The sequence below is a fragment of the Rhodovarius crocodyli genome (assembly GCF_004005855.1).
Taxonomy (GTDB): domain Bacteria; phylum Pseudomonadota; class Alphaproteobacteria; order Acetobacterales; family Acetobacteraceae; genus Rhodovarius; species Rhodovarius crocodyli.
Map to the genome: position 1 here is coordinate 855083 of NZ_SACL01000001.1, position 23104 is coordinate 878186.

Annotated in this window: 16 protein-coding genes; 10 read left to right on the forward strand and 6 right to left on the reverse strand. The window is 68.7% G+C overall.

The annotated features are described in order from the left end of the window. Positions 1 to 202: 202 nt before the first annotated feature. From solA to EOD42_RS04150, 4 genes are all read left to right on the forward strand, one after another. Positions 203 to 1378, forward strand: a complete 1176-nt coding sequence (gene solA, locus EOD42_RS04135; RefSeq protein ID WP_127786160.1) for an N-methyl-L-tryptophan oxidase — start codon at positions 203 to 205, stop codon at positions 1376 to 1378. 150 nt (positions 1379 to 1528) lie between these two features. Further along, positions 1529 to 6448 carry a putative Ig domain-containing protein gene (locus EOD42_RS04140; protein ID WP_127786162.1) on the forward strand — a complete coding sequence of 1640 codons (4920 nt, stop codon included), beginning with the start codon at positions 1529 to 1531 and terminating at the stop codon, positions 6446 to 6448. A gap of 73 nt (positions 6449 to 6521) precedes the next feature. Beyond that, positions 6522 to 6725, forward strand: a complete 204-nt coding sequence (locus EOD42_RS04145) for a hypothetical protein (protein ID WP_127786163.1) — start codon at positions 6522 to 6524, stop codon at positions 6723 to 6725. 45 nt (positions 6726 to 6770) lie between these two features. Next, positions 6771 to 9428, forward strand: coding sequence for a DUF2339 domain-containing protein (locus EOD42_RS04150; RefSeq protein ID WP_127786170.1), 2658 nt, complete (start codon positions 6771 to 6773; stop codon positions 9426 to 9428). Here EOD42_RS04150 and EOD42_RS04155 read toward each other — a convergent pair. From EOD42_RS04155 to EOD42_RS25810, 5 genes are all read right to left on the reverse strand, one after another. After that, positions 9425 to 9790 (reverse strand): nuclear transport factor 2 family protein, encoded by a 366-nt coding sequence (locus EOD42_RS04155; protein WP_206020231.1) that lies wholly within the window; start codon positions 9788 to 9790, stop codon positions 9425 to 9427. The genes EOD42_RS04150 and EOD42_RS04155 overlap by 4 nt on opposite strands. Positions 9791 to 9819: 29 nt before the next feature. Beyond that, the gene (locus EOD42_RS04160; RefSeq protein ID WP_127786174.1) at positions 9820 to 10662 is read right to left on the reverse strand and encodes an amidohydrolase family protein; all 843 of its coding nucleotides are present in this window, start codon (positions 10660 to 10662) and stop codon (positions 9820 to 9822) included. Between the two features lie 3 nt (positions 10663 to 10665). Then, positions 10666 to 12015 carry an LLM class flavin-dependent oxidoreductase gene (locus tag EOD42_RS04165; protein WP_127786176.1) on the reverse strand — a complete coding sequence of 450 codons (1350 nt, stop codon included), beginning with the start codon at positions 12013 to 12015 and terminating at the stop codon, positions 10666 to 10668. A gap of 4 nt (positions 12016 to 12019) precedes the next feature. Continuing rightward, a complete protein-coding gene (locus EOD42_RS04170; protein WP_127786178.1) occupies positions 12020 to 13378 on the reverse strand; it encodes an LLM class flavin-dependent oxidoreductase in 1359 nt (452 codons plus the stop codon). A 377-nt stretch (positions 13379 to 13755) separates the two neighbouring features. Next, complete coding sequence (locus EOD42_RS25810) at positions 13756 to 14673, reverse strand: LysR substrate-binding domain-containing protein (RefSeq protein WP_164867773.1); 918 nt, start codon at positions 14671 to 14673, stop codon at positions 13756 to 13758. Between the two features lie 372 nt (positions 14674 to 15045). Between EOD42_RS25810 and EOD42_RS04180 the strand changes: the two genes are divergently transcribed. Genes EOD42_RS04180 through EOD42_RS04205 form a run of 6 tightly spaced genes read left to right on the forward strand, consistent with a single transcriptional unit; the run spans position 15046 to position 22046 of the window. Continuing rightward, entirely contained in the window at positions 15046 to 16014 is a 969-nt protein-coding gene (locus tag EOD42_RS04180) for an ABC transporter permease (RefSeq protein ID WP_127786180.1), read from the forward strand. Positions 16015 to 16019: 5 nt separating this feature from the next. After that, positions 16020 to 16949 (forward strand): ABC transporter permease, encoded by a 930-nt coding sequence (locus EOD42_RS04185; protein ID WP_127786182.1) that lies wholly within the window; start codon positions 16020 to 16022, stop codon positions 16947 to 16949. Beyond that, on the forward strand, positions 16921 to 17964 hold the full coding sequence (locus EOD42_RS04190; RefSeq protein WP_127786184.1) for an ABC transporter ATP-binding protein: 1044 nt from the start codon (positions 16921 to 16923) through the stop codon (positions 17962 to 17964). Before EOD42_RS04185 ends, EOD42_RS04190 begins: the two co-directional genes overlap by 29 nt. Beyond that, on the forward strand, positions 17961 to 18944 hold the full coding sequence (locus tag EOD42_RS04195; RefSeq protein ID WP_127786186.1) for an ABC transporter ATP-binding protein: 984 nt from the start codon (positions 17961 to 17963) through the stop codon (positions 18942 to 18944). Before EOD42_RS04190 ends, EOD42_RS04195 begins: the two co-directional genes overlap by 4 nt. 16 nt (positions 18945 to 18960) lie before the next feature. Continuing rightward, the gene (locus EOD42_RS04200) at positions 18961 to 20691 is read left to right on the forward strand and encodes an ABC transporter substrate-binding protein (RefSeq protein ID WP_127786188.1); all 1731 of its coding nucleotides are present in this window, start codon (positions 18961 to 18963) and stop codon (positions 20689 to 20691) included. Between the two features lie 29 nt (positions 20692 to 20720). After that, positions 20721 to 22046, forward strand: a complete 1326-nt coding sequence (locus EOD42_RS04205; protein ID WP_127786190.1) for an LLM class flavin-dependent oxidoreductase — start codon at positions 20721 to 20723, stop codon at positions 22044 to 22046. A 119-nt stretch (positions 22047 to 22165) separates the two neighbouring features. On the opposite strand, the gene EOD42_RS04210 is transcribed toward EOD42_RS04205, so the two are convergent. Then, positions 22166 to 23020 (reverse strand): LysR substrate-binding domain-containing protein, encoded by an 855-nt coding sequence (locus tag EOD42_RS04210; RefSeq protein ID WP_127786192.1) that lies wholly within the window; start codon positions 23018 to 23020, stop codon positions 22166 to 22168. Positions 23021 to 23104 lie beyond the last annotated feature (84 nt).

Sequence of the window (23104 nt, forward strand, 5' to 3'; positions counted from 1 at the left end):
CCGGCTCCCAGCCGCATGAGCAGTGAATGACCCTCGGCACTGCCTGAAGGTTCGCCTCCAGGTATCGGCGGCGCCCGACAGGGCCCTGGTGCCCAAGCCGTTTCCTGCCAATACTTCAGTGCGCCCCGTGCCCACCATGGACGCATCAACCCGGCCGTGCAGGAGGCGACATGCAACACCCCGAGAACCCCGGACCCGCCCGATGATCCGCGCCGACATCGCCGTCATCGGCCTCGGCGCCATGGGGGCCGCGACCCTTTATCAGCTTGCCCGGATGGGTGTGTCGGCGGTCGGCATCGACCGCTATGCGCCGCCGCACAGCCTGGGCTCCAGCCATGGGGAGACGCGCATTACCCGTCTCGCGGTGGGTGAGGGCCAGGAATACGCGCCGCTCGTCATCCGCTCCCACCAGCTGTGGCGGCAGCTGGAGGCCGAGACGGACGAGGCGCTGCTGGAAGCCTGCGGCTTCCTGATGATGGCACCGCGCGGGGTGCACACCGGCCACCACGGCAAGACCGACTTCCTGAACAAGACCATCGGCGTGGCGCAGCGCCACGGGATCGCGCATGAAACCCTCGATGCCGCGCAGATCGCCGCCCGCTTCCCCTGCTTCGGCCTGACGGGTGAGGAGGAGGGCTATTTCGAGCCCGATGGCGGCTTCGTGTATCCGGAGCGCTGCATCGCCGCCCAGCTCCGCCGCGCCCAGGCGCTCGGCGCGCGCGTGGTCACCGGCACGCGCGTGCTGACCATGCGGCGCGATGGCGGCGCCATGCTGCTGGAGACGGATGCGGAGCCGGTGCTGGCCGACCAGGTGGTGGTCGCGGCCGGCGCCTGGGCCGGCGGCCTGATCGGCGGGCTGGCGCAGCAGGTTCTGGTGCCTCGCCGCCAGGTGCTGCACTGGTTCGCGGTCGAGGACGAGGCAGCCTACGCGCCCGGTGCCTGCCCCAGTTATATCTGGATGCATGGCGCCAGGCCCGAGGATTACTTCTATGGCTTCCCCTCCCTGCCGGGCAGCGGAACCGTCAAGGTCGCCTCCGAGCAGTACGCATCCGCCTGCGACCCGGACACGGTGGACCGCGCGGTGGACCCCGCGAACAGTGCCGCCATGTTCGCCGAACACGTCCGGGGGCGGCTGACCGGCGCGCGCGCCCAACCCTCCCGCGCGGAATCCTGCCTCTATACCGTCACCCCCGACTCCAACTTCGTGATCGAGCGGCTGGCCGAGGAGGAGCGGGTGATCCTTGCCTCCCCCTGCTCCGGTCACGGCTTCAAGCACTCGGCCGCGATTGGCGAGGCGATCGCGCAGCTTGCCGTGCGTGGAAAGCCCGAGCTGGACCTGTCGGCCTTCCGCCTGGCCAATTACGCGCCCGCAGCCTGACCGAAGGCCCGCCCCTGTGCCGCGGCGGTGGCCCAGGGGCGGGGAAGACGCTTTCCTCCGCACCTAACGCAAAATATATCAATCCCGAATCGCAATGTATTAACAAAGGGTAGATCATCCGGCCCGTTTCGCATCGGGGCAGAGAATTCGTTGAGCACGCAGGCACCTTTCCTGTCCACGCCGCCGATGGATCGCGTGCTGCAACAGTCCGGAAACTATGCCTTCCGCATTTTCAACTTCACCGATTATGACACGCCCGACCTGACCTACACCGCCACGCTGGGCGATGGCGGCGCCCTGCCGGGCTGGATCAGCTTCGACCCCGCGCTGCAGCGCTTCGCCGTCTCACCGCCCGACGGCTTCCTGGGCACGCTGGACATCCGCGTCACTGCCTCTGACGGCACGGACAGCGCCAGCGGCGATTTCACGCTGCAGATCACCCCGGCCAACAGCCCGCCCGTGCTGGTGCAGCCCCTGCCGAACCGCGACGCCGTGACCGGCGAGCAGTTCGATTTCCGCCTGCCGGACGGCACCTTCGCCGACGCCGACGAACCCAACCTGTTCTACACCGCCACCCTGGCCGATGGCGGCGCGCTGCCGGGCTGGCTTTCCTTCAACAGCGGCACCGGCCTGTTCGAGGGCACGCCCCCCAACGGGCAGACCGGCGAGTACAATATCGTCGTCACCGCGACGGACGGCATCGCGAGCGCGAGCGGGGGCTTCCACCTCTCCGTGCGCAGCAGCAACGCGGCACCCCAGGCCAGCCCCCTCCCTGCCCAGGCCGTGGCCGAGGAGACGCCCTGGGCATTCACCCTGCCGGCCAATGCCTTCACCGACCCCGACAGCAGCGGCCTCGTCTATCGCGCCGCCCTGGCGGACGGCATGCCCCTGCCGGGCTGGCTCAGCTTCGACCCGCAGACGCGAAGCTTCAGCGGCACCCCGGGCCGGGATTTCACCGGCAGCCTGATCATCGCCGTCACCGCCGATGACGGCAGCCGCGTGGCGACCAGCACCTTCCTGCTGACCGTGACGAATGTGGAGGACGCGCCCCGGCTGGTGATCCCGCTGCACGACCAGGTGGTGCAGGAGGACACGGATTTCGCCTTCAACCAGTACGTGTCGCACGACTTCATCGACCCCGACGGGGACGCGCTGACCTATACCGTCACGCTGGATGACGGCAGCCCGCTGCCCGCCTGGCTGCACACCGTCGACCTGGGCGGCGTGAAGATCTCCTTCAACGGCACCCCGCCGCAGGACTTCAACGGCACCCTGGCCGTGCGCATCACGGCCAGCGACGGCGTGCTGCAGACATCGGACGTGTTCAACCTGGTCTTCGCGCCGGTGAATGATGCCCCGGTGCTGGCCGTGCCGACGCCCAACCACCGCGTGACACCGGGCCTGGCCTTCGTGCTGGCCTTGCCCGCCGGCACCTTCACCGATGTGGACGGCCCCGGCCTGACCTACAGCGCCACGCGCGCCGACGGCACGGCGCTGCCCGGCTGGCTCGGTTTCGACCCTGCCACGCGCAGCTTCAGCGGCACGCCGCCCGCGGGCTTCACCGGCCTTGCCGTCACAGTCACGGCCAGCGACGGGCTGAGCAGCGCCGCCGAGACCTTCGCCCTGGCCACCGGCGCGCCGCTGCTGCTGAACCCGTTGGCGGACCAGACGCTGGTCCAGGGCAATCCCTGGCGGTACAGCTTCGCGGCCGACAGCTTCCTGGACCTCGACACCGCCAGCCTGGCCTATACCGCGACGCTGGCCGATGGTTCCGCCCTGCCGGGCTGGCTGCATTTCGACGCCGCGACGCGCAGCTTCACCGGCACCGCGCCGGCCGGCTGGTCGGGCCATGCCGATATCCGCGTCACCGCCTCCGACGGGACGAACAGCGCGAGCGACGTGTTCGCCCTGAACCAGCTGGGCGATTTCAGCTTCCGTCTCAGCGGTTCCGCCTGGGGGCTGAATGCGCCGAGCGAAGTGCATTTCCGCTTCGACCCGCTCTATTACGAGATCGGCAACAGCTGGTCGGTCGGCTTCTCGGAGGATTTCTCGGCCGGGCCGCTCTATGGCGGCGTCAGCGCCAGCGTGGGCTTCGGCTACAACTTCCAGGCCGGGCTGCTGCTGGACCTGACGCTCAGGCCCGACAGCTATGACCTGGCGGCGGATTTCCGCATCACCGAAACCCGTTCCACCGCGGCCCAGGCCATCAACAGCGCGCCCTTCGTCATCGTGGGGGCGGTGTTCGAGGATACCTCCCACTTCAACGTCACGGCCGCCGACCAGGCCTTCGCGCTGCATGCCTTCGCTGGCATCACGGCCTCCATCGGCGCGCTGCTCAGCGCCAGCGTGCATGGCGGCTTCCGCTTCCCCAGCATCGACCTCGGGCCCTTCGGCAGCATCTCTCTGCCCGACGTCACGGCCTCGGTTTCGCTCGACCTGCCGATCGACTTCCTCAGCATCGGCAAGATCGAGGTGGCGAACGGCCAGATCACGATGCCCAGCAACGGCATCATCGGCGGCGTGGATGTGAACATCCAGAGCGGCGACCCGGTCTATGACGTGCACCTGGCGCAGAAGATCAACGACGACTGGGGCAAGCTCTCCTTCCTCGCGCCCACCGGCTTCACCATCAACGAGTATGAGCTGCTGCCGGCCACCACCGGCAACATCGGCGCCATGCGCGTCAGCGCGGTTTCCGATCCCATCGCCTCCGCCTCGGCCGATGTGGACAAGATGGTGACGGAGCTGGTGAAGGCCCTGCACCCCGAGATCGACCTGGAGAAGCTGTTCCACCCGCGCCTGCCCTTCGAGACGGGCATCGGCACCATCGGGCTCGGCGTGGACAATGACTTCAGCCTGGTGGGCGATATCAGCCTGAAGGAGGAAATGACCTTCACCCCCTCCGTCCACTACGTGATGACCACGAGCTACGGCCAGACCGTCACGGGCCAGCAGGGAGACATCACGCAGTTCGACACGCCGGAGGGCGAGGGCAGCTTCCAGGTCGATGCGACCTATACTTCCGTCGCCACGCTGACCACGGTGATCAGCCTGGTCGGCACCATGCATTTCGACATCAGCCTGCTGGCGGCGGCGCTGGACGTGAAGATCGGCGAAAGCCCGATCGACATCACCTTTCCCATCGCGACCGCCACGCCGGTCTATGCCGATACGCTGTCGATCTTCGGCATCACCATCCCCGTCTATACCAACACCGACCTGTATGAGCTGGACCAGACCCGGCAGGACAGCTTCTTCCTGGACTATGAGAAGTTCCGCACCGTGGCCGGCTCGGGCGACAGCTTCGCCCTGACCACGCACCAGGTTTCGGCCGAGGGCAATGACCACGCCAATGTCTTCACCGGCAATGCGCTGGACAACGTCATCAACACCTATGGCGGCAACGACACCATCGACGCGGGCGCGGGCAACGACACCGTGGATGCCGGTGCGGGCGACGACTACGTGTTCGCGGGCCCTGGCGATGACAGCTTCACGGGCGGCGCGGGCATCGACACCATGGATTACTCCGCCGCGCCCGGCCCCGTGACCGTCACCCTGGACGGCTTCGGCAATGACGGCTGGGGCGGGCTGGATACGCTCACCGGCTTCGAGAACGCGGTGGGCAGCGCCTTCGACGACCTGATGTTCGGCAATATCGACGCCAACCTGTTCCTGGGCGGGGAGGGCGCGGATATCGAGCTGGGAGATCTGGGCAACGACACGCTGTACGGCGGCAACGGCAATGACTCGCTCAGCGGCAATGGCGGCGACGACGTGCTGTCTGGCGATGCCGGGGACGACTGGCTGCGCGGCGGCGCGGGCAACGACGTGCTGTACGGCGGCGGCGGCACCAACGACATGGCCGGCGGCACGGGCGACGACATCTATGTCGTGACCAGCGCGACCGACACCGTGACCGAGGCGGCCGATGCGGGCACCGACACGGCCTATGTCGGCGTGAATGGCTGGGCCGCGCCCGCCAATGTCGAGATCTTCCGCCTGTTCGGCCAGGGCAGCAGCTTCACGGCCGGGGGTTCGGACGACATCATCGTGGTGAACCCGCTGCTGGTGTCCTCCGTCGATGCGGGCGGGGGCAACGACACCATCTGGGGCGGCGGCGCGCTGGGCCACACGCTGAACGGCGGCGCGGGCGACGACATCATCCGCGGGCAGGACAGCCCGGCCACCATGATCGGCGGCACCGGCAACGACCAGTTCGTGATCAGCAACCTGGGCGCCACCATCGTCGAGAACGCCGGTGAGGGCATCGACACCGCCTGGCTGGCCGTCAGCGGCTGGACCAACGCGGCCAATGTGGAGATCGCGCGGCTGGCGGCCCCCGGCGCCGTGGTGCTGTACGGCAGCGAGGGCGATGAGAACCTGGTGGCCAACTACACCGCCGCCAGCCGGCTGGACGGCAATGGCGGCAACGACACGCTGTGGGGCAGCCCCTATGCCGACACGCTGAACGGCGGCGCGGGCGACGACATCCTGCGCGGGCAGGGCGGGGCCGACATCATGGCCGGGGGCACCGGCAACGACCAGTATGTGGTGTTCGACGCCGGCGCCACCGTCACCGAGCGGCCCGGCGAGGGCTATGACATCGTCTATTTCGCCGGCACCGGCACCTTCTTCATCGGCGACAATGTGGAGGAAGCGCGGCTGGTGGCCGACGGCACCGGGCTGACCGGCAATGCGCTGAACAATCTGCTGGTGGGCAACAATGCGGGGCTGGGCAGCACGCTCTCGGGCGGGGGCGGCGACGACCTGATCTTCGGCACCGCGGCCGCCGATACCTTCACCGGCGGCACCGGCAACGACACGATGTATTCCTATGGCGGGGCCGACCGCTTCCTGTACGACGCGCCGGGCTGGGGCGTGGACCAGATCGGCGGTTTCTCCGTCGCCGCCGGGGCGAAGCTGCGCTTCCTGGCCGGCAGCGGCGTCACCGCCTTCGACCAGCTCTCCCTGACCATCGCCGGCGGCAACACCCAGGTGAACCACGGCGGCGACGTCATCCTGGTGTTCGGCGCCACGCTGACGGCGGGCGATTTCCTGTTCGGCTGAGGCAGGGCGGCGCGCCTGGAGCGCAGCCTCAACCACTCCCGCCTTCAGGTGTTTCACACACAGAGACCATCCAATGAGAGGTGATGCCGTGACCGCGCCGGAGTTCCAGCAAGACAAGTCGAAGCGCAGGGGCGTGGCCGGCCGGCCGGCTCAGGCCCTCGACCGCTGGATCGCAGCCGCGCTGCACGACCGTCACGACACCCCCCTGGGCCCGATGGGTGACGATCTGCGGGCGGTGCTGGCCGAACACTTCCCCGAGACCCCGCCCGAACGATAGGGCGCGGCGGTTGACCGCTGCCCCTCCCGGTGAGGATCATTCAGCATGGATGATCTCACGCTTTTGGTGCTGGCCCCGGTTGTTCTGTTCGTCGGGTGGCTGCTGGGCATATCCGGCTGGCGCCAGGCGCGCCGCGCCCGGCGCGACATCGCGCAGCTGCGGGCGGCTCTGGTCGCCGCGGGCATCCCGATCCCGGATGGCGTAACGGCACCCCACGCCGCACCGTCGGCACCCCCTCCCGAGCCGGTCTTCGCGAGCCCGTGGGAACAGCAACCCCCGGCGCCTGCCGAAGCCCCCACCGAAGCGACCGATCCGCCCCAGCCCGCGCCCGAGCCCGAGCCCGCCGCGCCCGCCCGCGCCCGCCCGGGCCTGGAGGAACTGCTGACCCTGCGCTGGGGCACCTGGCTGGGCGCGGCGGTGCTGCTGCTGGGCGGGGTGTTCCTGCTGCGCACCGCCGTCGAGGAAGGGTGGCTGGGCCCGGTGGCGCGCTGCGCCATGGCGGCGGCGCTGGCCCTGGCGATGATCGTCGTGGCGGAATGGCTGGTCCGACGGCCTGTTCCCGAACGCCCGAACATTCCGTGGCCCGACCAGGCGCCCGCCGCGCTGGTGGCGGGCGGCGTGGCGCTGCTGTTCGGCGCGGCCTATGCGGCCGCCATCATGTATGCGCTGGTGCCGCCCGTGATCGGCTTCGCGCTGCTGGCGGCGGCCGCGCTGGCGGGCCTGGCCCTGGCGCTGCGGCATGGGCCGCTGGTCGCGGCGGTGGGCATCGCCGGCGCCTATCTGACCCCCGCGCTGGTCGAAACCGAAGACCCGTCCCTGCCGGGCCTGTTCGCCTATCTGTTGCTGGTTACGGCGGCGGCACTGGCGGTGGTGCGGCAGGTGGGCGCGGTGTGGCTGGGCTGGGTCGCGATCCTGGCGGCCGCGGCCTGGACCGTGGTGGGCGGGATCATGGCGCAGGGCCCGGCCGATGCCTGGCCGCCGGCCCTGTTCATCCCGGCCGCCGCCGCGCTGCACCTGGCCCTGCTGCCCGGCGCCGCCCTGGAAGGGCCGGTGGGCCGGCGCCTGGCCTGGGTGCCCTTCGCCGTGCTGGCGGGCGCGGGGCTGATGCTGCTGGCGATCGGAACGGTGACCGCGCCGGCCACCGCGCTGCTGCTGCTGACGCCGGTGGCCGTGGCCAAGGGCGCGCTGGAACCCCGGATGGACCGCCTGCCCTGGCTGGCGGCCCTCGCCGGCCTGTTGCTGCTGCTGGCCTGGCCCATCGGCAGCTGGAGCACCGGCGCCGAGGCCCTGACCATCGAGGGCGCGGTGGCCGGGATCATCCCCGCCCAGGCCTGGGCGCCCGAGGCATTGCAGGGTTTCCTCCTTGCGGCGCTGATCCTGGCGGGCATGCATGCGGCCGCGGGGATGTGGCTGGAACGCCGCCGGCCGCATGGCGAACGCTGGGCGGCCCTGCCGGCGGCGGTGCCCGTGCTCGCGCTGCTGGTCGGCTTCGCGCGGGTGCGGGGCTTCACCCTGGATGGCGGCTGGGCGGCGGTGGCGCTGGGGCTGGCGGCCGCACTCGTCGGGCTGGCGGCGCTGGCCCGGCGTGAGGCCGCGCCGCAGCGCGCCGGCGTGCATGCGGCGGGTGCCGTGGCGGCGCTGGCGCTGGGGGCCGCCATGCTGCTGTCCGACCAGTGGCTGACGCTGGCGGTCGCGCTGTTCCTGCCGCCGCTGGCCTGGATCGAGGCCCGGGCCGAGCTGCCCGCCCTGCGCAAGGTGGCGCTGGCGGTCGCCGCCGTGGTGCTGGCGCGCCTGCTGCTGAACGAACAGGTGGCGCATTACGCGCTGGGCAGCATGCCGGTGCTGAACGGGCTGATCCCGGCCTATGGCGTGCCTGCCGCCGCCTTCGCGCTGACGGCGGTGCTGTTCCGCCGGCGCGGGGATGACCTGGCCGTGGCGGTGCTGGAGGCCGGGGCCATCGCCTTCACCACCGCGCTGCTGATGCTGCAGGTCCGCCACGCGCTGACCGGCGGCGTGCTGGAGGACGGTGCCTCCGGCTGGCCCTTCCGGGAGCCCGCCTGGCAGCTGTGTGCGCTGTCGGTGATGGCGGCGTTCCTGCGCCTGGCGAACCGCCGGCTGGGCGACCGGCCGGTGCTGCGCTGGGGCTGGCGGCTGCACCAGATCGGCGCGCTGGCGCTGGGCACGATGCTGCTGCTGGCCAGCCCCGCCATGGATCCCTATGCGCTGGTGGCGCGCACCCCGGTGCTGAATGAGCTGCTGCTGGCCTATGCGGTGCCCGCGCTGTTCGCCGCGCTGGCGATGCGCGCGCCGGAGGCCGGCTGGCTGCCCGGCTTCCGCCAGGCGCTCGGCACCTATGCCATCGTCGCCGTCTTCGCCTGGGTGACGCTGGAGGTGCGCCACATCTTCAACCCCAAGGCCATGGCCCTGTATCTCGCCTATCCGGGTGAGGCCGAGCTCTATGCCTATTCCGGGGCCTGGCTGGTGCTGGCGGGCTGCCTGCTGGCGCTGGGCATCCGCCAGGGCGTGCCGGCGCTGCGGCGGGCAGCGCTCGGGGTCATGGCGGTCACGGTGGGCAAGGCCTTCCTGATCGACATGGACGGGCTGGTGGGGCTGTGGCGCGCGCTGAGCTTCTTCGGGCTGGGCCTGGCGCTGATCGCGCTGGGGTGGGTGTACCGGCGCTTCGTGGTGGTGCCGAAAAGCTAGGCCAGGGTCAGGTACAGCTCTGCCTCGATCTGCCAGGCGGTGCCGATCCGGCGCCACTTGGCGGTATAGGCGCCGGATGACTGGACCTGCCCCGCCACCGCCCCCTGCAAAGCCCATTGCCAGGCGCCATGCTCGAAGGCGATGGGCTCGACCGGCGACAGCGTGATGGTCTGCGGCGTGCGGGTGTAGATGGTGCGCGGGCTGGCCGCGAATTCGCGCTTCCAGGCGGCCAGCTGGGCCTTGCGCCCGGACAGCACGCCGCTGTCCGTGCCCGTCACCAGGATGGCGCCCGGGGTCAGCAGCGGGCCGATGGCGGCAAGGTCGCCCTCGGCCAGCGCGCGGTTGAAGGCGGCGCGTTGCATGCGGATCTCAAGCTCATGCGCGGCCTGCATCAGGCCGGCGACCAGCGATACAGGCGCTGGGCGTTGCCGCCCATCAGCGCCGCGCGTTCCTCGGCCGAGAAGCGCGGGTTGTCGCGGAAGGCCGCCACCCCTTGGGCATAGGTCAGCAGGGCCACCGCCCGCGTCCAGTCCGTGCCCCACAGGCAGCGTCCGATGCCGTAGGCGTCGATGATGCGGCCCACCGGGCCCCAGATGTCGTCGAAGGGCGCGCCCTGCGCGGACAGGGTACAGGCGCCGGTCAGCTTGATGGCCACATTCGGCGCCTGGGCCAGCGCCAGCACGGCCGGAAGGTCCGCCCACGGGTCCGGCTGCAAGGGCGGATGGAAGGGCTGGCTGATGCCCAGATGGTCCACCACGATCTGCGTATCCGGATAGCGCGCGGCGAGGTCGGCGACCTGCCCCAGCCGGCCATAGGCCAGCAGGTTCACCGGCATGCCCTGCCGCCCCGCTGCCGACAGGATGCGCCCGATGCCGGGGTCCGCCGGATCACGCGAGACATCGTCGCGCATCATCAGCCGCACGGCCACGGTGCCGGGCAGGGCCGCCCAGTCCGCGATGACCTCCGCCACCGCCGGGTCCGCCGCATCCACGGGCTTGATCAGCCCGAAGCGGCCGGGGAAGCGACGATGCGCCTCGATCGCGTAGCTGGCGTCGTAGCGGTACATCAGGTGCACCGAGACCAGCAGCGCGCCGTCCACGCCCACGGCGTCCATGGCGGCGACCTGGTCCTCGGCGGTTACCTCCGGCGGGCCGGCCAGCGCGTCCACCCAGGGGCGGCCGGGGTGGTTGCGCTCATAGACATGGACCTGCGCGTCGATGACCGGCGTGCGCATGGCTTATTCCGCCGCCGCCGCCCGGCGCCGCGCCGGGTGCTCGGGGCGCGGCAGGCCCAGATTCTCGCGCAGCGTCTTGCCCTCATATTCCGTGTGGAACACGCCGCGCCGCTGCAGCGCGGGGATCAGCTTTTCGAAGATGTCGCGCACCGGGCCGGGGAAGTAGGGCGGCAGGATGTTCCAGCCGTCGCAGCCATGGCCCAGGAACCATTCCGTCATCTCATCCGCGATGCTCTCGGGCGTGCCGACGATGACGTGGTGGCCCGAGGCGCTGCGCTGGTTGATCAGCTGGCGGATGGTCAGGCCCTGGTTCGCGGCCAGCTGCCGCGCCAGCTTGGCGTGTTCCGACTTCAGGCTGTTGGTGTCGGCGTTCAGCGCGGGCACCGGCGCGTCGAGGTCATAGCCCGACAGGTCCCCGAAGGAGGGATACAGCGCGGCGAGGCCCAGCTGCGGGTGGATCAGCTCCTGCAACTGCTCCTGCAGGTCACGGGCCTCCTGCATCGTGTCGGCCATGATGGGCATCATGCCCGGCATGATCAGCGAATGCTCCGGCCGGCGGCCATGGGCCACCACCTTCTCCTTCACGCCGGCGTAGAAGGCCTGCGCCTCCGGCAGCGACTTCTGCATCGTGTAGACGAGTTCGGCGATGCGCCCCGCCAGGTCCTGGCCCGGCCCGGACGAGCCCGCCTGCACGATGACCGGATAGCCCTGGATGGGACGGCGCGCGTTCAGCGGCCCGCGCACCTTGAAATGCTCACCCTTGTGGTCGGGCACATGGATCTTGGCGGGGTCGAAATACTGGCCCGTCGCCTGGTTGCGGATGAAGGCGTCGTCCTCGTAGCTGTCCCACAGGCCGAACACGACATCGACGAATTCCTGCGCCCGGCGATAGCGCGCGCCGTGCTCCATGTGCTTGTCGCGGTTGTAGTTCAGCGCCTCCTGCTCGGACCACGACGTCACGACGTTCCAGCCCACCCGCCCCTCGCTGATATGGTCCAGCGAGGCGAACAGGCGGGCCACGGTGAAGGGCTCGTAATAGGTGGTGGAGACGGTGGCGATGTAGCCCATGTGCTCCGTCACGGCCGACAGCGCCGAGAGCAGGGTCATCGGCTCGAACACATCGATCCGGCTGTCGTAGCTCAGCTGGGTGTCGTCCTTGGCGGAGCTGCGCACCGCCATGCCGTCGGCCCAGAACATCAGGTGGAACTTGGCGCGCTCGGCTTCCTTGGCCAGCGTCTTCCACATGCCGATGTCCATGGCGGACCCCAGCAGCGAGTCGGGCATGCGCCAGCCGCCGCCATGCGCGCCGTTGGCCACCAGGTTGAGGCCGAGCTTCATGGAACGACTGGTCATCAGCTTACTCCGCGGCTTTCGAATGGGCGGCGCGCTCGGCCGCCCAGCGGTTCCGGGGCATCTTCAGCCCCAGGTTCTCGCGCAGCGTAGCGCCCTCGTAAGCCTTGCGGAACAGGCCGCGCCGCTGCAGCTCGGGCGTGATGTACTGCACGAAATCATCGACGCAGCCGGGCAGATAGGGCGGCAGCACGTTGAAGCCGTCGCAGGCGCCGGCCTCGTACCATTCCTGCATGCCGTCCGCGATGTCGGCGGCGGTGCCGATCAGGTAGAAGCCGCCGCCCACGATCTGCGTATACAGCTGGCGGATGGTCAGGTTGCCGTCGCGGGCGCGCTTCATCACGCGCTCCGTGGCGCTGCGCACCTGGGCCTCGCGCTGGGGCTCCGGCACCGGGCCGTCGATGTCGAAGCCCGACAGATCGCCGAGCGCGGCATAGACGCGGGCGAGGCCCACCAGCGGGTCCGTCAGCTCCTGCAACCGGTCGAACTTGGCCTGGGCCTCGGCGCGGGTGGCGGCCACGATGGTGCGCACGCCGGGCATGATCTTCAGCTCATCCGGGTCGCGGCCGTATTTGGCCATGCGCGCCTTCACGTCGTCGTAATAGGCCTTGGAGGCCTGCACGGAATCGGCGGCCGCATAGACCACATCGGCGGTCTCGGCCGCGATCTCGCGCCCCTGCTCCGACGCGCCGGCCTGCACCAGGATGGGCCGGCCCTGCGGCATGCCCGCCACGTTCAGCGGGCCGCGCACCTGGAAATGCTTCCCCTTGTGGTTCAGCAGGTGCATGCGGTCCTCGTGGTAGAACAGCCCGCCTTCCTTGTCATAGGCGAAGGCGTCAGGCTCCCAGCAATCCCACAGGCCCTTCACCACCTCGACGAATTCCGCCGCGCGCTCATAGCGCGTGTCGTATTCCAGGTGTTCCTCGCGGTTGAAGTTCTTGGCCTCCGCCTCCGACCACGACGTGACGATGTTCCACCCCGCGCGCCCGCCGCTGATCAGGTCCAGCGTCGCGAACTTGCGGGCGATATGATACGGCTCGTTGTAGGTGGTGCTGGCCGTGGTCACGAGGCCAATGTGCTTGGTCAGCACCGACAGCGCCGGCAGCAGCGTCATCGGCTCCATCTCCACCAGCTCATAGCCGGACCGCGCCAGGGAGCCGCGCGGCTCGTCGCGTTCGCGCAGGCCGATGCCGTCCGCGAAGAAAATCATGTCGAACAGGCCCTGCTCGGCCATCTTCGCGTTGTGCGCGTAATGCTCGAAGCGCAGCGTGCCGTCCGAAGGCACGTCCGGGTGCCGCCAGGCGGCGGGGTGGTAGCCAAGCCCGCGCATCGACATGCCGAGCTTCATCATTCCTTGCCGAGCCATTCCCACATCCTCAGGCGCGCCACGGCGCCGCTGATCCATTGCCTGAACGCGATGGCCGGAAAACCGGCGAGAGGGTGAGGAGGCCAGGATGCACAGGGGCGAACGGGGGCGCAAGGGCTATCAGAACGAAATGGTATGAAATGGGGGTTAGGTGGGCTTGAGGGGCTCTGCCCCTCAAACTCCCCGCCAGGAGATAATATCTCCTGGACCTGATAGGAGATTGGCGCCTTTGCCGGATAAGCGGGGCGCCAATTTTATTATTAAAATCAAGGCTGTCAGGGTGTGGGGCCAACTCCCCGGGGTCCAGGGCCGCTACGGTCCTGGCGGGTGTCCAGAGGGCAGAGCCCTCTGGTGGGGCCTGGGGCAAAGCCCCAGCCTCACGGCAGCCCTGGCAGCAGCCGTTCCATTGTCGCCTCGGCCCTGAGCATCGCCGTGAACTCCGTCACCGCGCGCGACCTGGGCTGTCCTGACGGGAACACCAGCGTCGCCGGGTAATCGATGCGCGGCTCGAACCGCCGCAGCGCGATGGCCGGGTCGCGCACCGCGGTCACCGTGAACGGGTCCAGCAGCGCGATGCCGGCGCCCTGCCCCACCAGGCGGCACATCGCCTCGGCTGAGGTGCTTTCGGCCACTTCCCGCACCACGGCGCCCGCCAGGCGCAGCATGGCGTCCAGCTTCACGGTGATGTGGCTGCCGGCGCCATGGTTCACCAGTTGCTGCTCGTGCAGGTCCTCGGGCCGGATCACCTTCTTCCGCGCCAGCGGATGGGCCGAGGGCATGACGCACACGGCATCCAGCTGCGGCAGGGCCTCGATATCCACGCCCGGGTAATCCAGCGGGGCATAGGCGATGCCGAGGTCGTATTGGCGCATCGCCACGCGCTCCAGCACGGTGGGCGCGATGTGGTTATGGAGCGCCACGAAGGTGTCCGGGTGTTCCTCGATGAAGCGCGCGATCAGGCGCGGCAGGATGCCATGGGCGGGGCCCGCCATGGCGATGATCCGCAGATTTCCGCGCCTGGCGCGCTTGATCTCGCCCGCTGTGTGCTCGATGCGGTCAAGGCCGAGGAAGCTGCGCTGAACCTCCTCATACAGCAGGTTGGCCTCCGCATTGGGCACGATGCCGGTGCCGCGCGGCTCGAACAGCTTCAGCTTCAGCACGTCCTGCAGGTCGCGCATCAGGCGGCTGACGGCGGGCTGGGTCAGGCCCAGCATCTCGGCGGCGCCGGAGATGGAGCCGCGCAGCATCACGCCGCGGAAAGCCTCGATCTGACGCTGGGTGATACGGCGTACCATGGCTTCATCATATATTGTTATGAAGAAGGCTGAAAACAGCATTTGATCGCCGCCGGTCCATGCCCCACGGTTTGATCCATCGCAACCGGGCAAACCGGTGCGGCAGGGAAGAATGCTTGGGGTCGCGGCACACTCCGTGGGGGAGTTGCTGACGTGCAGGAACTGGGAATTCAACATCACGAACGATTTGGACCTGGCGCCGACGCGCCCGGCTCCAGAGCAGCGGCCGCTGCTCTGGCGGAATAGGTTCGGAGCAAATTCCTCCGGCCTACGGCCGGGGTTTGCTCCGTAGTGCGCCGCCATCCCCGAGGGTGAGAGCGAGGGGATGGTGGCGGCTTCTTCCATCAATGGTCGCCGTTTCCGGGAGACGTCATGGGGACCGCCCGATACATCGCGAGACGCCTGATCTTCTCGCTCTGCCTCATCATCGGCGTCAGCATCATCCTGTTCACGATGATCAACGCCATCGGCAACCCGATCGAGGTGCTGCTGGCCGAACGGCCCGGCATCACGGAGGAAATGATCCAGGCCGTGACCGAGTATTACGGCCTGCACGGCAGCGTGACGGACAGGTACTTCACCTGGATCTGGGCCTTGCTGCGCCTCGATTTCGGCACCTCCATCATCTACAACCTGCCCGTCTCCGAGATGCTCGTGACCTATGGGCTGGAGACGCTGAAGATCCAGGTGCCGGCCATCCTGATCGCGCTGTGCGTGTCGGTGCTGATCTCGGTGCTGGCGGCGACGCGGCAGTACAGCCGGGTGGATTTCGGCGTCATCGCCGGCGCCATGGTGGGGCATTCGCTGCCGGGCTTCCTGCTCGGCATCATCCTGATCCTGGTGTTCTCCTACACGCTCGGCATCCTGCCCAGCTACGGCGCCTATTCCACGCGCAACCCGCTGTGGGGCAGCGATATGGCCGATGCGCTGTGGCACATGGTGCTGCCCGTCGGCATGCTGGTGTTCTTCAACTGCGCCACGCTGACGCTGCTGCTGAGATCCTCTCTGGTGGATGTGCTGCGGCAGGATTTCATCACCGCCGCGCGCGCCTCGGGCCTGCCGGAACGGCGGGTGGTGTTCGGCCATGCGCTGCGCAACGCCTTCATCCCGGTGCTGACCTATCTCGGCATCCTGTTCGGGCTGATGCTGGGCACCGCCCCGGTGACGGAGACGGTGTTCACCTGGCCGGGCCTGGGCGCGCTGTACATCATGGCCATCCAGCAGCTGGATTATCCGCTGATCATGGGGGCCACGATGGTCATCACCGTGATGCTGGTGACGGCCACGCTGCTGACCGACATCGCCTATGTGGCGATCGACCCCCGCATCCGGCTGGGCTGAAGCACATGAGCGACGCAATCCTCGCCCCCACCGCCGCGCCGCCCCGCGCGCCCGGCATCTGGCGGCAGAGCTGGTACCGCTTCCGCCGCAACCGCGCGGGCATGATCGGGCTGTGCATCGTCACGCTGGTGGTGCTGCTGGCGATCCTCGCGCCCTTCATCGCGCCCTATGTGCCCGATGATACCTCGGCCATGCTGCGGGGTGCCGCGCGCCGGCCGCCCAGCGCGCTGCATTGGCTGGGCACCGACCGCAACGGCTATGACGTGTTCACCCGCACCCTCTACGGCGCACGCACCGCGCTGATGGTGGGGCTGGGGGCCATGCTCATCGCCTCCGTCATCGGGGTGCTGATCGGGGGCATCGCCGGCTTCTCCGGCGGGCTGGTGGACGAATTGCTGATGCGCTTCGCCGAGTTCTTCATGGTCATCCCGGTCTTCGTCGTGATCCTGGCCGTGGTGCGGCTGTTCGGCATCGTGGTGGTCGGCACCTGGATGGAGGACATCCCCAACCTCAACATGATGACCATCATCGTGCTGCTGGGCTGCTTCGAATGGCCGCCCATCGCCCGCATGGCGCGCGCGGAGTTCCTGCGGCTGCGCGGGGCCGAGTTCGTGGAGGCCGCGCACTGCATCGGTTCCTCCCGCCGCGACATCCTGCTGCGCCACATCCTGCCCAACGCCATGCCGCCGCTGATCGTGCTGGTCGCGCTCGGCATCGGCGGCGCGATCCTGGCCGAGACGATGGTCAGCTTCCTGGGCTTCGGGGACCCCAAGGCGGTGTCCTGGGGGCAGTCGCTGTTCTTCAACTACGAGGCGCTGAAAGTGGCCCCCTGGGCCGTGCTCTCGCCGGGTGCGGCACTTTTCGTGACGGTGCTGGGCTTCAACCTGCTGGCGGATGGACTGACCGATGCTTTCAACCCTCGCCTCCGCCAGTAGCCCGGTGACGGCCGCGCCCCCCGCCCCGCTGCTCGAGGTCCGTGACCTGCGCGTGCACTTCTTCGTCCGAGAGGGCGTGGTGCGCGCGGTGGACGGGGTGGATTTCCGCGTGAACCCCGGCGAGACGCTGGGCATCGTGGGTGAGTCGGGCTCCGGCAAGACGGTGTCCAGCATGTCCATCATGCGCCTCGTGCCCCCGCCCGCGCGCAATGTCGGCGGGCAGATCCTGTTCGAGGGCGAGGATTTGCTGGCGAAGACCCCCGATGAGATGGAGGCTCTGCGCGGCCGTCGCATCGCGATGATCTTCCAGAATCCCGCGACCTCGCTGAACCCGATCTATTCCATCGGGGCCCAGCTGGGAGAGATCCTGCGCTGGCACCTCAAGCTCTCGCGCGCGGAGGCCGATGCGCGGGTGGTGGAACTGCTGACGCTGGTCGGCATCTCCGACCCCGCCACCAGGCTGCGGCAATTCCCGCATGAGCTGTCGGGGGGGATGAAGCAGCGCGTGGGCATCGCGCGCGCGCTGCTGTGCAATCCGTCGCTGGTGCTGGCGGATGAACCCACCACCGCGCTGGACGTCACCATCCAGGCGCAGATCCTGGAATTGCTGGCCGATCTGCAGGCGCGGCTGAAGATGTCGATGGTGCTGGTCACGCACGACATGGGGGTGGTGGCGCGCATGGCCCACCGCATCACCGTGATGTACGCGGGCCGGGTGTGCGAAAGTGCCGATGCCGCGACCATCTTCAACGCGCCGCAGCACCCCTATACCCGCGCGCTGCTGGAAAGCATGCCGCGCATCGACCAGTCCTATACCGGGACGAAGCGCCAGCCCCTGCCGACCATCGCCGGTCGCCCGCCCAATCTGCTGAACCCGCCGCCGGGCTGCCGTTTCCACGATCGCTGCCCGGAAGCGAGTGCCGAATGCCGCCGACTGCTGCCGCTGGAAACCACCATCGCGCCGGGCCACAGCGTGTCCTGCCTGAAGCGCGGCAGCGAGGGGATCGCGGCATGAGCGCGCTGCTGGAAGTGGACGGCCTGTCCAAGCACTACCCGGTGTTCGAGCGCCGCCTGTTCCGCGCCGCGAAGCAGAGCGAGATCCGCGCCGTCGATGGTGTCTCCTTCACCGTGAACGAGGGCGAGACGCTGGGCCTGGTGGGTGAATCAGGCTGCGGCAAGACCACCACCGCGCGCTCCATCCTCAACCTCGTCACGCCGTCAGACGGCGCGGTGCGCTTCCGCGGCGAGGACATCGTGCCGGTGTTCAAGGGCAGCGACCGGGCGCGGATGCTGGAGATCAGGCGGTCCCTGCAATACGTGTTCCAGGACCCCTGGCTGTCGCTGAACCCGCGCTGGACCATCGGCGAGACGCTGAAGGAACCGCTGCGCGTGCATCGGCCCGAAGCGCCCGAAAGCTGGGACGCCCGCGTGGCCGAACTGCTGCAGATGGTGGGGCTGGAGCCGCATCACGCCTGGCGCTACCCACATGAATTCAGCGGCGGCCAGCGGCAGCGCGTGGGCATCGCACGTGCCCTGGCCATCGAGCCCAAGCTGCTGATCCTGGACGAGCCGGTGTCGTCGCTGGACGTATCGGTGCGCGCGCAGATCCTGAACCTGCTGGTGGAACTGCAGGACAGGCTCGGCCTCGCCTATCTCTATATTTCCCACGACCTCAGCTCCGTCCGCTACATCAGCACCCATGTGGCGGTGATGTATCTGGGCAAGCTGGTCGAGATCGGGCCGGTGGACGACATCTTCACCCGCCCGCGCCACCACTACACCCGCGCTTTGCTCAGCGCGATTCCGGTGCCCTCGCCGGGTGAAGCGCAGGACCGCGTGGTGCTGAAGGGCGAGGTGCCGAGCGCGATGCGCCGGCCCGCCGGCTGCCCGTTCCACCCGCGCTGCGCGGCCGCCCTGCCCGTGTGCGCCACCGACGAACCCATGCTGATGCAGCCCTCCGCGCCGCATCGCGCCGCCTGCCACAACCCCGCCTGATACGGAGACAGACCTGATGCGACTGACCACCAAGCGCCGCGCCATGTTGCAGGCTTCGGCCGCCTCGCTCGTCACCGCGGCGGTGGGCCCGGCAAGGGCCGCGCCGCCCTTCTTCCGCCTGTACCTGATGATCCCGAACAACCAGCCCGCGCGGATGATCTGGGGCACGCTGGCCGCCCAGCAGATGTCGCGCATCGGCATCGATGTGGTGTCGAGCTTCGTGCCCTTCACCGTCATCTCGCCGCGCCGGTCGCGCGGTGACGGCAAGCCGCATGCCGAAGGCGGCTGGGACGCCTATCTAGAGCGCTACTACTACAACGCCATCCAGCCCACGCCGAACTCGCTGTTCCACAGCCGCCTCGCCCCGCCCTCGGGCCAGAACTTCTATTACGTGAACGACGCGCAGATCGACGACGCGCTGGACCGCATCGGCAACACCATCGACCCCGCCGGCCGCCAGGCCGCCTATCGCGACTTCGCCAAGCGCTGGTACGACACGGAGCCGATGACGATCCTGTTCTACCCGAAGGACGTGATCGCGGTGAATCCGAAGCTGAAGGGCTTCGACACCACCACCTTCAACCCGGTCTTCTTCCCCAACCCGGAAAGCTGGACGATCGAGGGCGCGGGCAATGACGCGACCGCCGCCTTCGCCAGCTGGGCGCCGCCCATGTCGCTGATCCCGATGTATTCGAACGGCTATTCGGACAGCAACATCTTCGGCCCCGTCTATAACCGCCTGTATGAGTATGAGAGCTGGGAGAACAAGCGCCTGCAGCCGGGCCTCGCGCTCAGCCACACCATGTCCGATGACGGCAAGCGCTGGGTGATCACGCTGCGCCCCAATGTGCGCTGGCATTCGGGCGAGGAATTCACCGCCGAGGACGTGAAGTTCACCTGGGACACCATCCTCAACAAGGCCTATGGCGCGCCCATCTCCGCCACCGCCGAGCAGGTGCTGGGCAGCACAGAAAGCTACCGCGTGACCGGCAAGTACGAGATCACGGTCGAGCTGCCGAAATACGACATGCTGTTCCTCGACTGGCTGCTGGGCGCGCAGGCGATCATCCCCAAGCACGCCTATGAGCGCATCCCGCCCGCCTCCATGCGCGGCCATGTCGCCTCCACCTGGAACGGCCGCTACCAGGTGCCGATCTCGGGCGGGCGGAACTACACCGCGCTCGGCGGCGTGGGCACCGGGCCCTGGATCGCGCAGGGATATGACCCGCAGCGCCGCGCCTACAAGTTCGTGCGCAACGAGAATTACTGGAAGCCGCACACCGGCAATGTGAAGACCTTCTACGTGGTCAACATCCAGGGCACGGATTCCGTGCTGTCGGCCCTGCGTTCGGGCGCCATCGACGCGCATGACCCGATGTACGACATCGGCCCCCTGGCCGAGACGATCGAACCGAGCTGGGGCAAGGTGCAGACCTTCGACAGCTTCAAGTGGCAGCACATCTGCTACAACCTGCGCCACCCGGTCTTCGGCACCGGCGTAGATACCCCGCTCGGCCGGCAGGACCCTGCCCGCGCCGCCGAGGCCGCGGCCTATATCCGCAAGGCGATCAGCCATGCCATGCCGCGCGAGCAGATCGTCAAGGAGATCGCGGGGGGGTATGGCGAACAGGGCACGGTGCCGCTTCCCTTCACCTCCGAGCAGTACGACCATGACCTGCTCAAGCCGATCGAATACGACCTGGCGAAGTCCCGCGAATATCTGGAACGCGCCGGCTATCGCTACTGAACCCTGTTGAGTGTGAGACGAGACGAACGATGACCAGCCCGAAGCAGATCAGCCTCGGCCTTTCGATGCGCTATTTGGGGTATCACGCCGCCGCCTGGCGGCACCCCTCGGCGGACCCGGACGGTGCCTCCAAGCTCAGCCACTATCGCCGCGTGGCCGAAACGGCCGAGCGGGCCAAGATGGACATGGTGTTCCTGGCCGACGGCATCGGCCTGCGCACGCGTGACGAGCCGGAGGGTGCGCTGCGGCGCTCCCACCAGGTGTTCGAGCTGGAGCCGCTGACGCTGCTCTCGGCGCTGTCCGCGGTGACGAAGAACATCGGCCTCGTCTCCACCGCCAGCACCACCTACAACGAGCCCTATCACCTGGCGCGGAAATTCGCCTCGCTGGATCACCTCAGCGGCGGGCGCGCGGGCTGGAATATCGTCACCTCCTGGTCCGAGGTGGAGGCGCGCAACTTCAACCGCGAAAAGCACATGGACTATGAGCTGCGCTATGAGCGCGCCTCCGAGTTCGTGGATGTGGTGAAGGGGCTGTGGGACAGCTGGGAGGAAGATGCGCCGGTCTTCGACAAGGAGAGCGGGATCATGCTCGACCAGTCGAAGATGCACACGCTGTTCCACAAGGGGAAGCACTTCCAGGTGGAAGGCCCGCTGACCATCAAGCGCACGCCGCAGGGCCGGCCGGTGCTGGTGCAGGCGGGTGCGGCGGAACAGGGCATGGAGATCGCGGCGCAGCACGCCGACGTGGTCTATTCCATGACCTTCGACATCCCCACGGGCCGCAAATATTACGAGGACCTGAAAAGCCGCATGGCCAAGTACGGCCGTGAGCGGGACGAGCTGAAGATCATGCCCGGCCTGACCACCTTCGTGGGCCGCACCCGCGCCGAGGCGCAGGCGAAGTTCGACCAGCTGAACGACCTGGTCTCGCCGGAGCTGGGCCTATCCTACCTGTACCAGACGCTGGGCGACCTCAGCGCCTTCGACGTGGACGGGCCGGTGCCTGAGCCGCCGAACGCGACCATCAAGAGCTCCGCCGGGCGGATGCTGGCGCTGGCGCGGGAGCGGAACCTGACGATCCGCCAGCTGTACCAGACCATCACGCCCGGCTTCGGCGTGCGCTACGTGATCGGCACGCCGGCCGACATCGTGGACAACATGCAGGAATGGATCGAAGGCGGGGCCGCCGACGGGTTCAACCTGTGCCCGCCGGTGCTGCCGCTGGACCTGGATGAGTTCGTGGAGCTGGTGCTGCCGGAAATGCGCCGGCGCGGGCTGTTCCGCACGGAGTATGCGGGGCCGACGCTGCGGGATCAGCTGGGGCTGGCCAAGCCGAAGAACAGGTATAGCTGACGTTCTTTTTTGTAAAAAAGAACCAAAAAACTTTTGACTATTGGAGGGCGCCCCGGAGATCAGGGGCGCCCTCAAACTCATAAAAGTCTTTTTGCTTCTTTTTCGACAGAAAAAGAAGATCACTCCCCCAGCCTTTTCCGCACCAGCGCCGAAAACGCCCTGGCTGCCGCGCTCTGATACCGCGACGGGCACCACAGCAGCGCCGCGCTGCGGATAGGCGGCGGGTCGCCGATGGCGCGGCAGTCCAGCCCGCCGCCCACCACGCTGCGCGACGACAGCACCGTGCCCACCGCCCCGCTGCGCACCAGCGCCAGGATGGAGCCGATGGCGTCCACCTCCGCCACCACCTTCGGCACCCAGCGGCCCTTGAGTGCCGCGTCGATCATGCGGCGGGTGGCGAAGCGTTGCGGCAGCAGGGCCAGCGGGATCTCCTCGGGCGGGGCACCGGCCAGGGGGCTGCCCTCGGCGGTGACCAGCACCAGCGCCTCATCGAACAGGCGCAGGCAGCCCAGCCCGGCCTGACCGGCCGGGGAAAAGGCCAGGCCCAGGTCCAGCTCGCCCTCCAGCAGCCCGGCCTCGATGTCGCGGGCGATCATCTCTCGTGCGTCCACGCGGATGTGGGGGTGGGCGGAAAGGAACTCCGCCACCAGCCCCGGCATCAGGTTGGCGTGGAAGGAATGAATGACGCCCAGGCGAAGGGTGCCGCTCTCGGCGCGCTCATGCTCGGCGATGGCGGCGCGGGCGGCGGCGGCCTCGTTCAGGATGCGGGCGGCGAAGCCGCGCAGCAGATGGCCGGTTTCCGTCAGGCGCAGGCCCCGGCCGGCGCGGTCGAACAGGGTGGTGCCCAGGCTGCGCTCCAGCGCGGCCAGGTGGTGGGAGAGCGTGGCCGGCGCCAGCCCCTGCGCGGCGGCGGCGCGGCCGAGATGCCCTTCCTCGGCAATCGCCTGGAACAGCTGGAGCTGGTGCAGATCCATTAGAAATCTTCGAACAATCCATTCGCCAGGCGGATATTGATCGAACAGCGCGGCATGGCCAGTGTTTTCCGCAAGCAATCACGG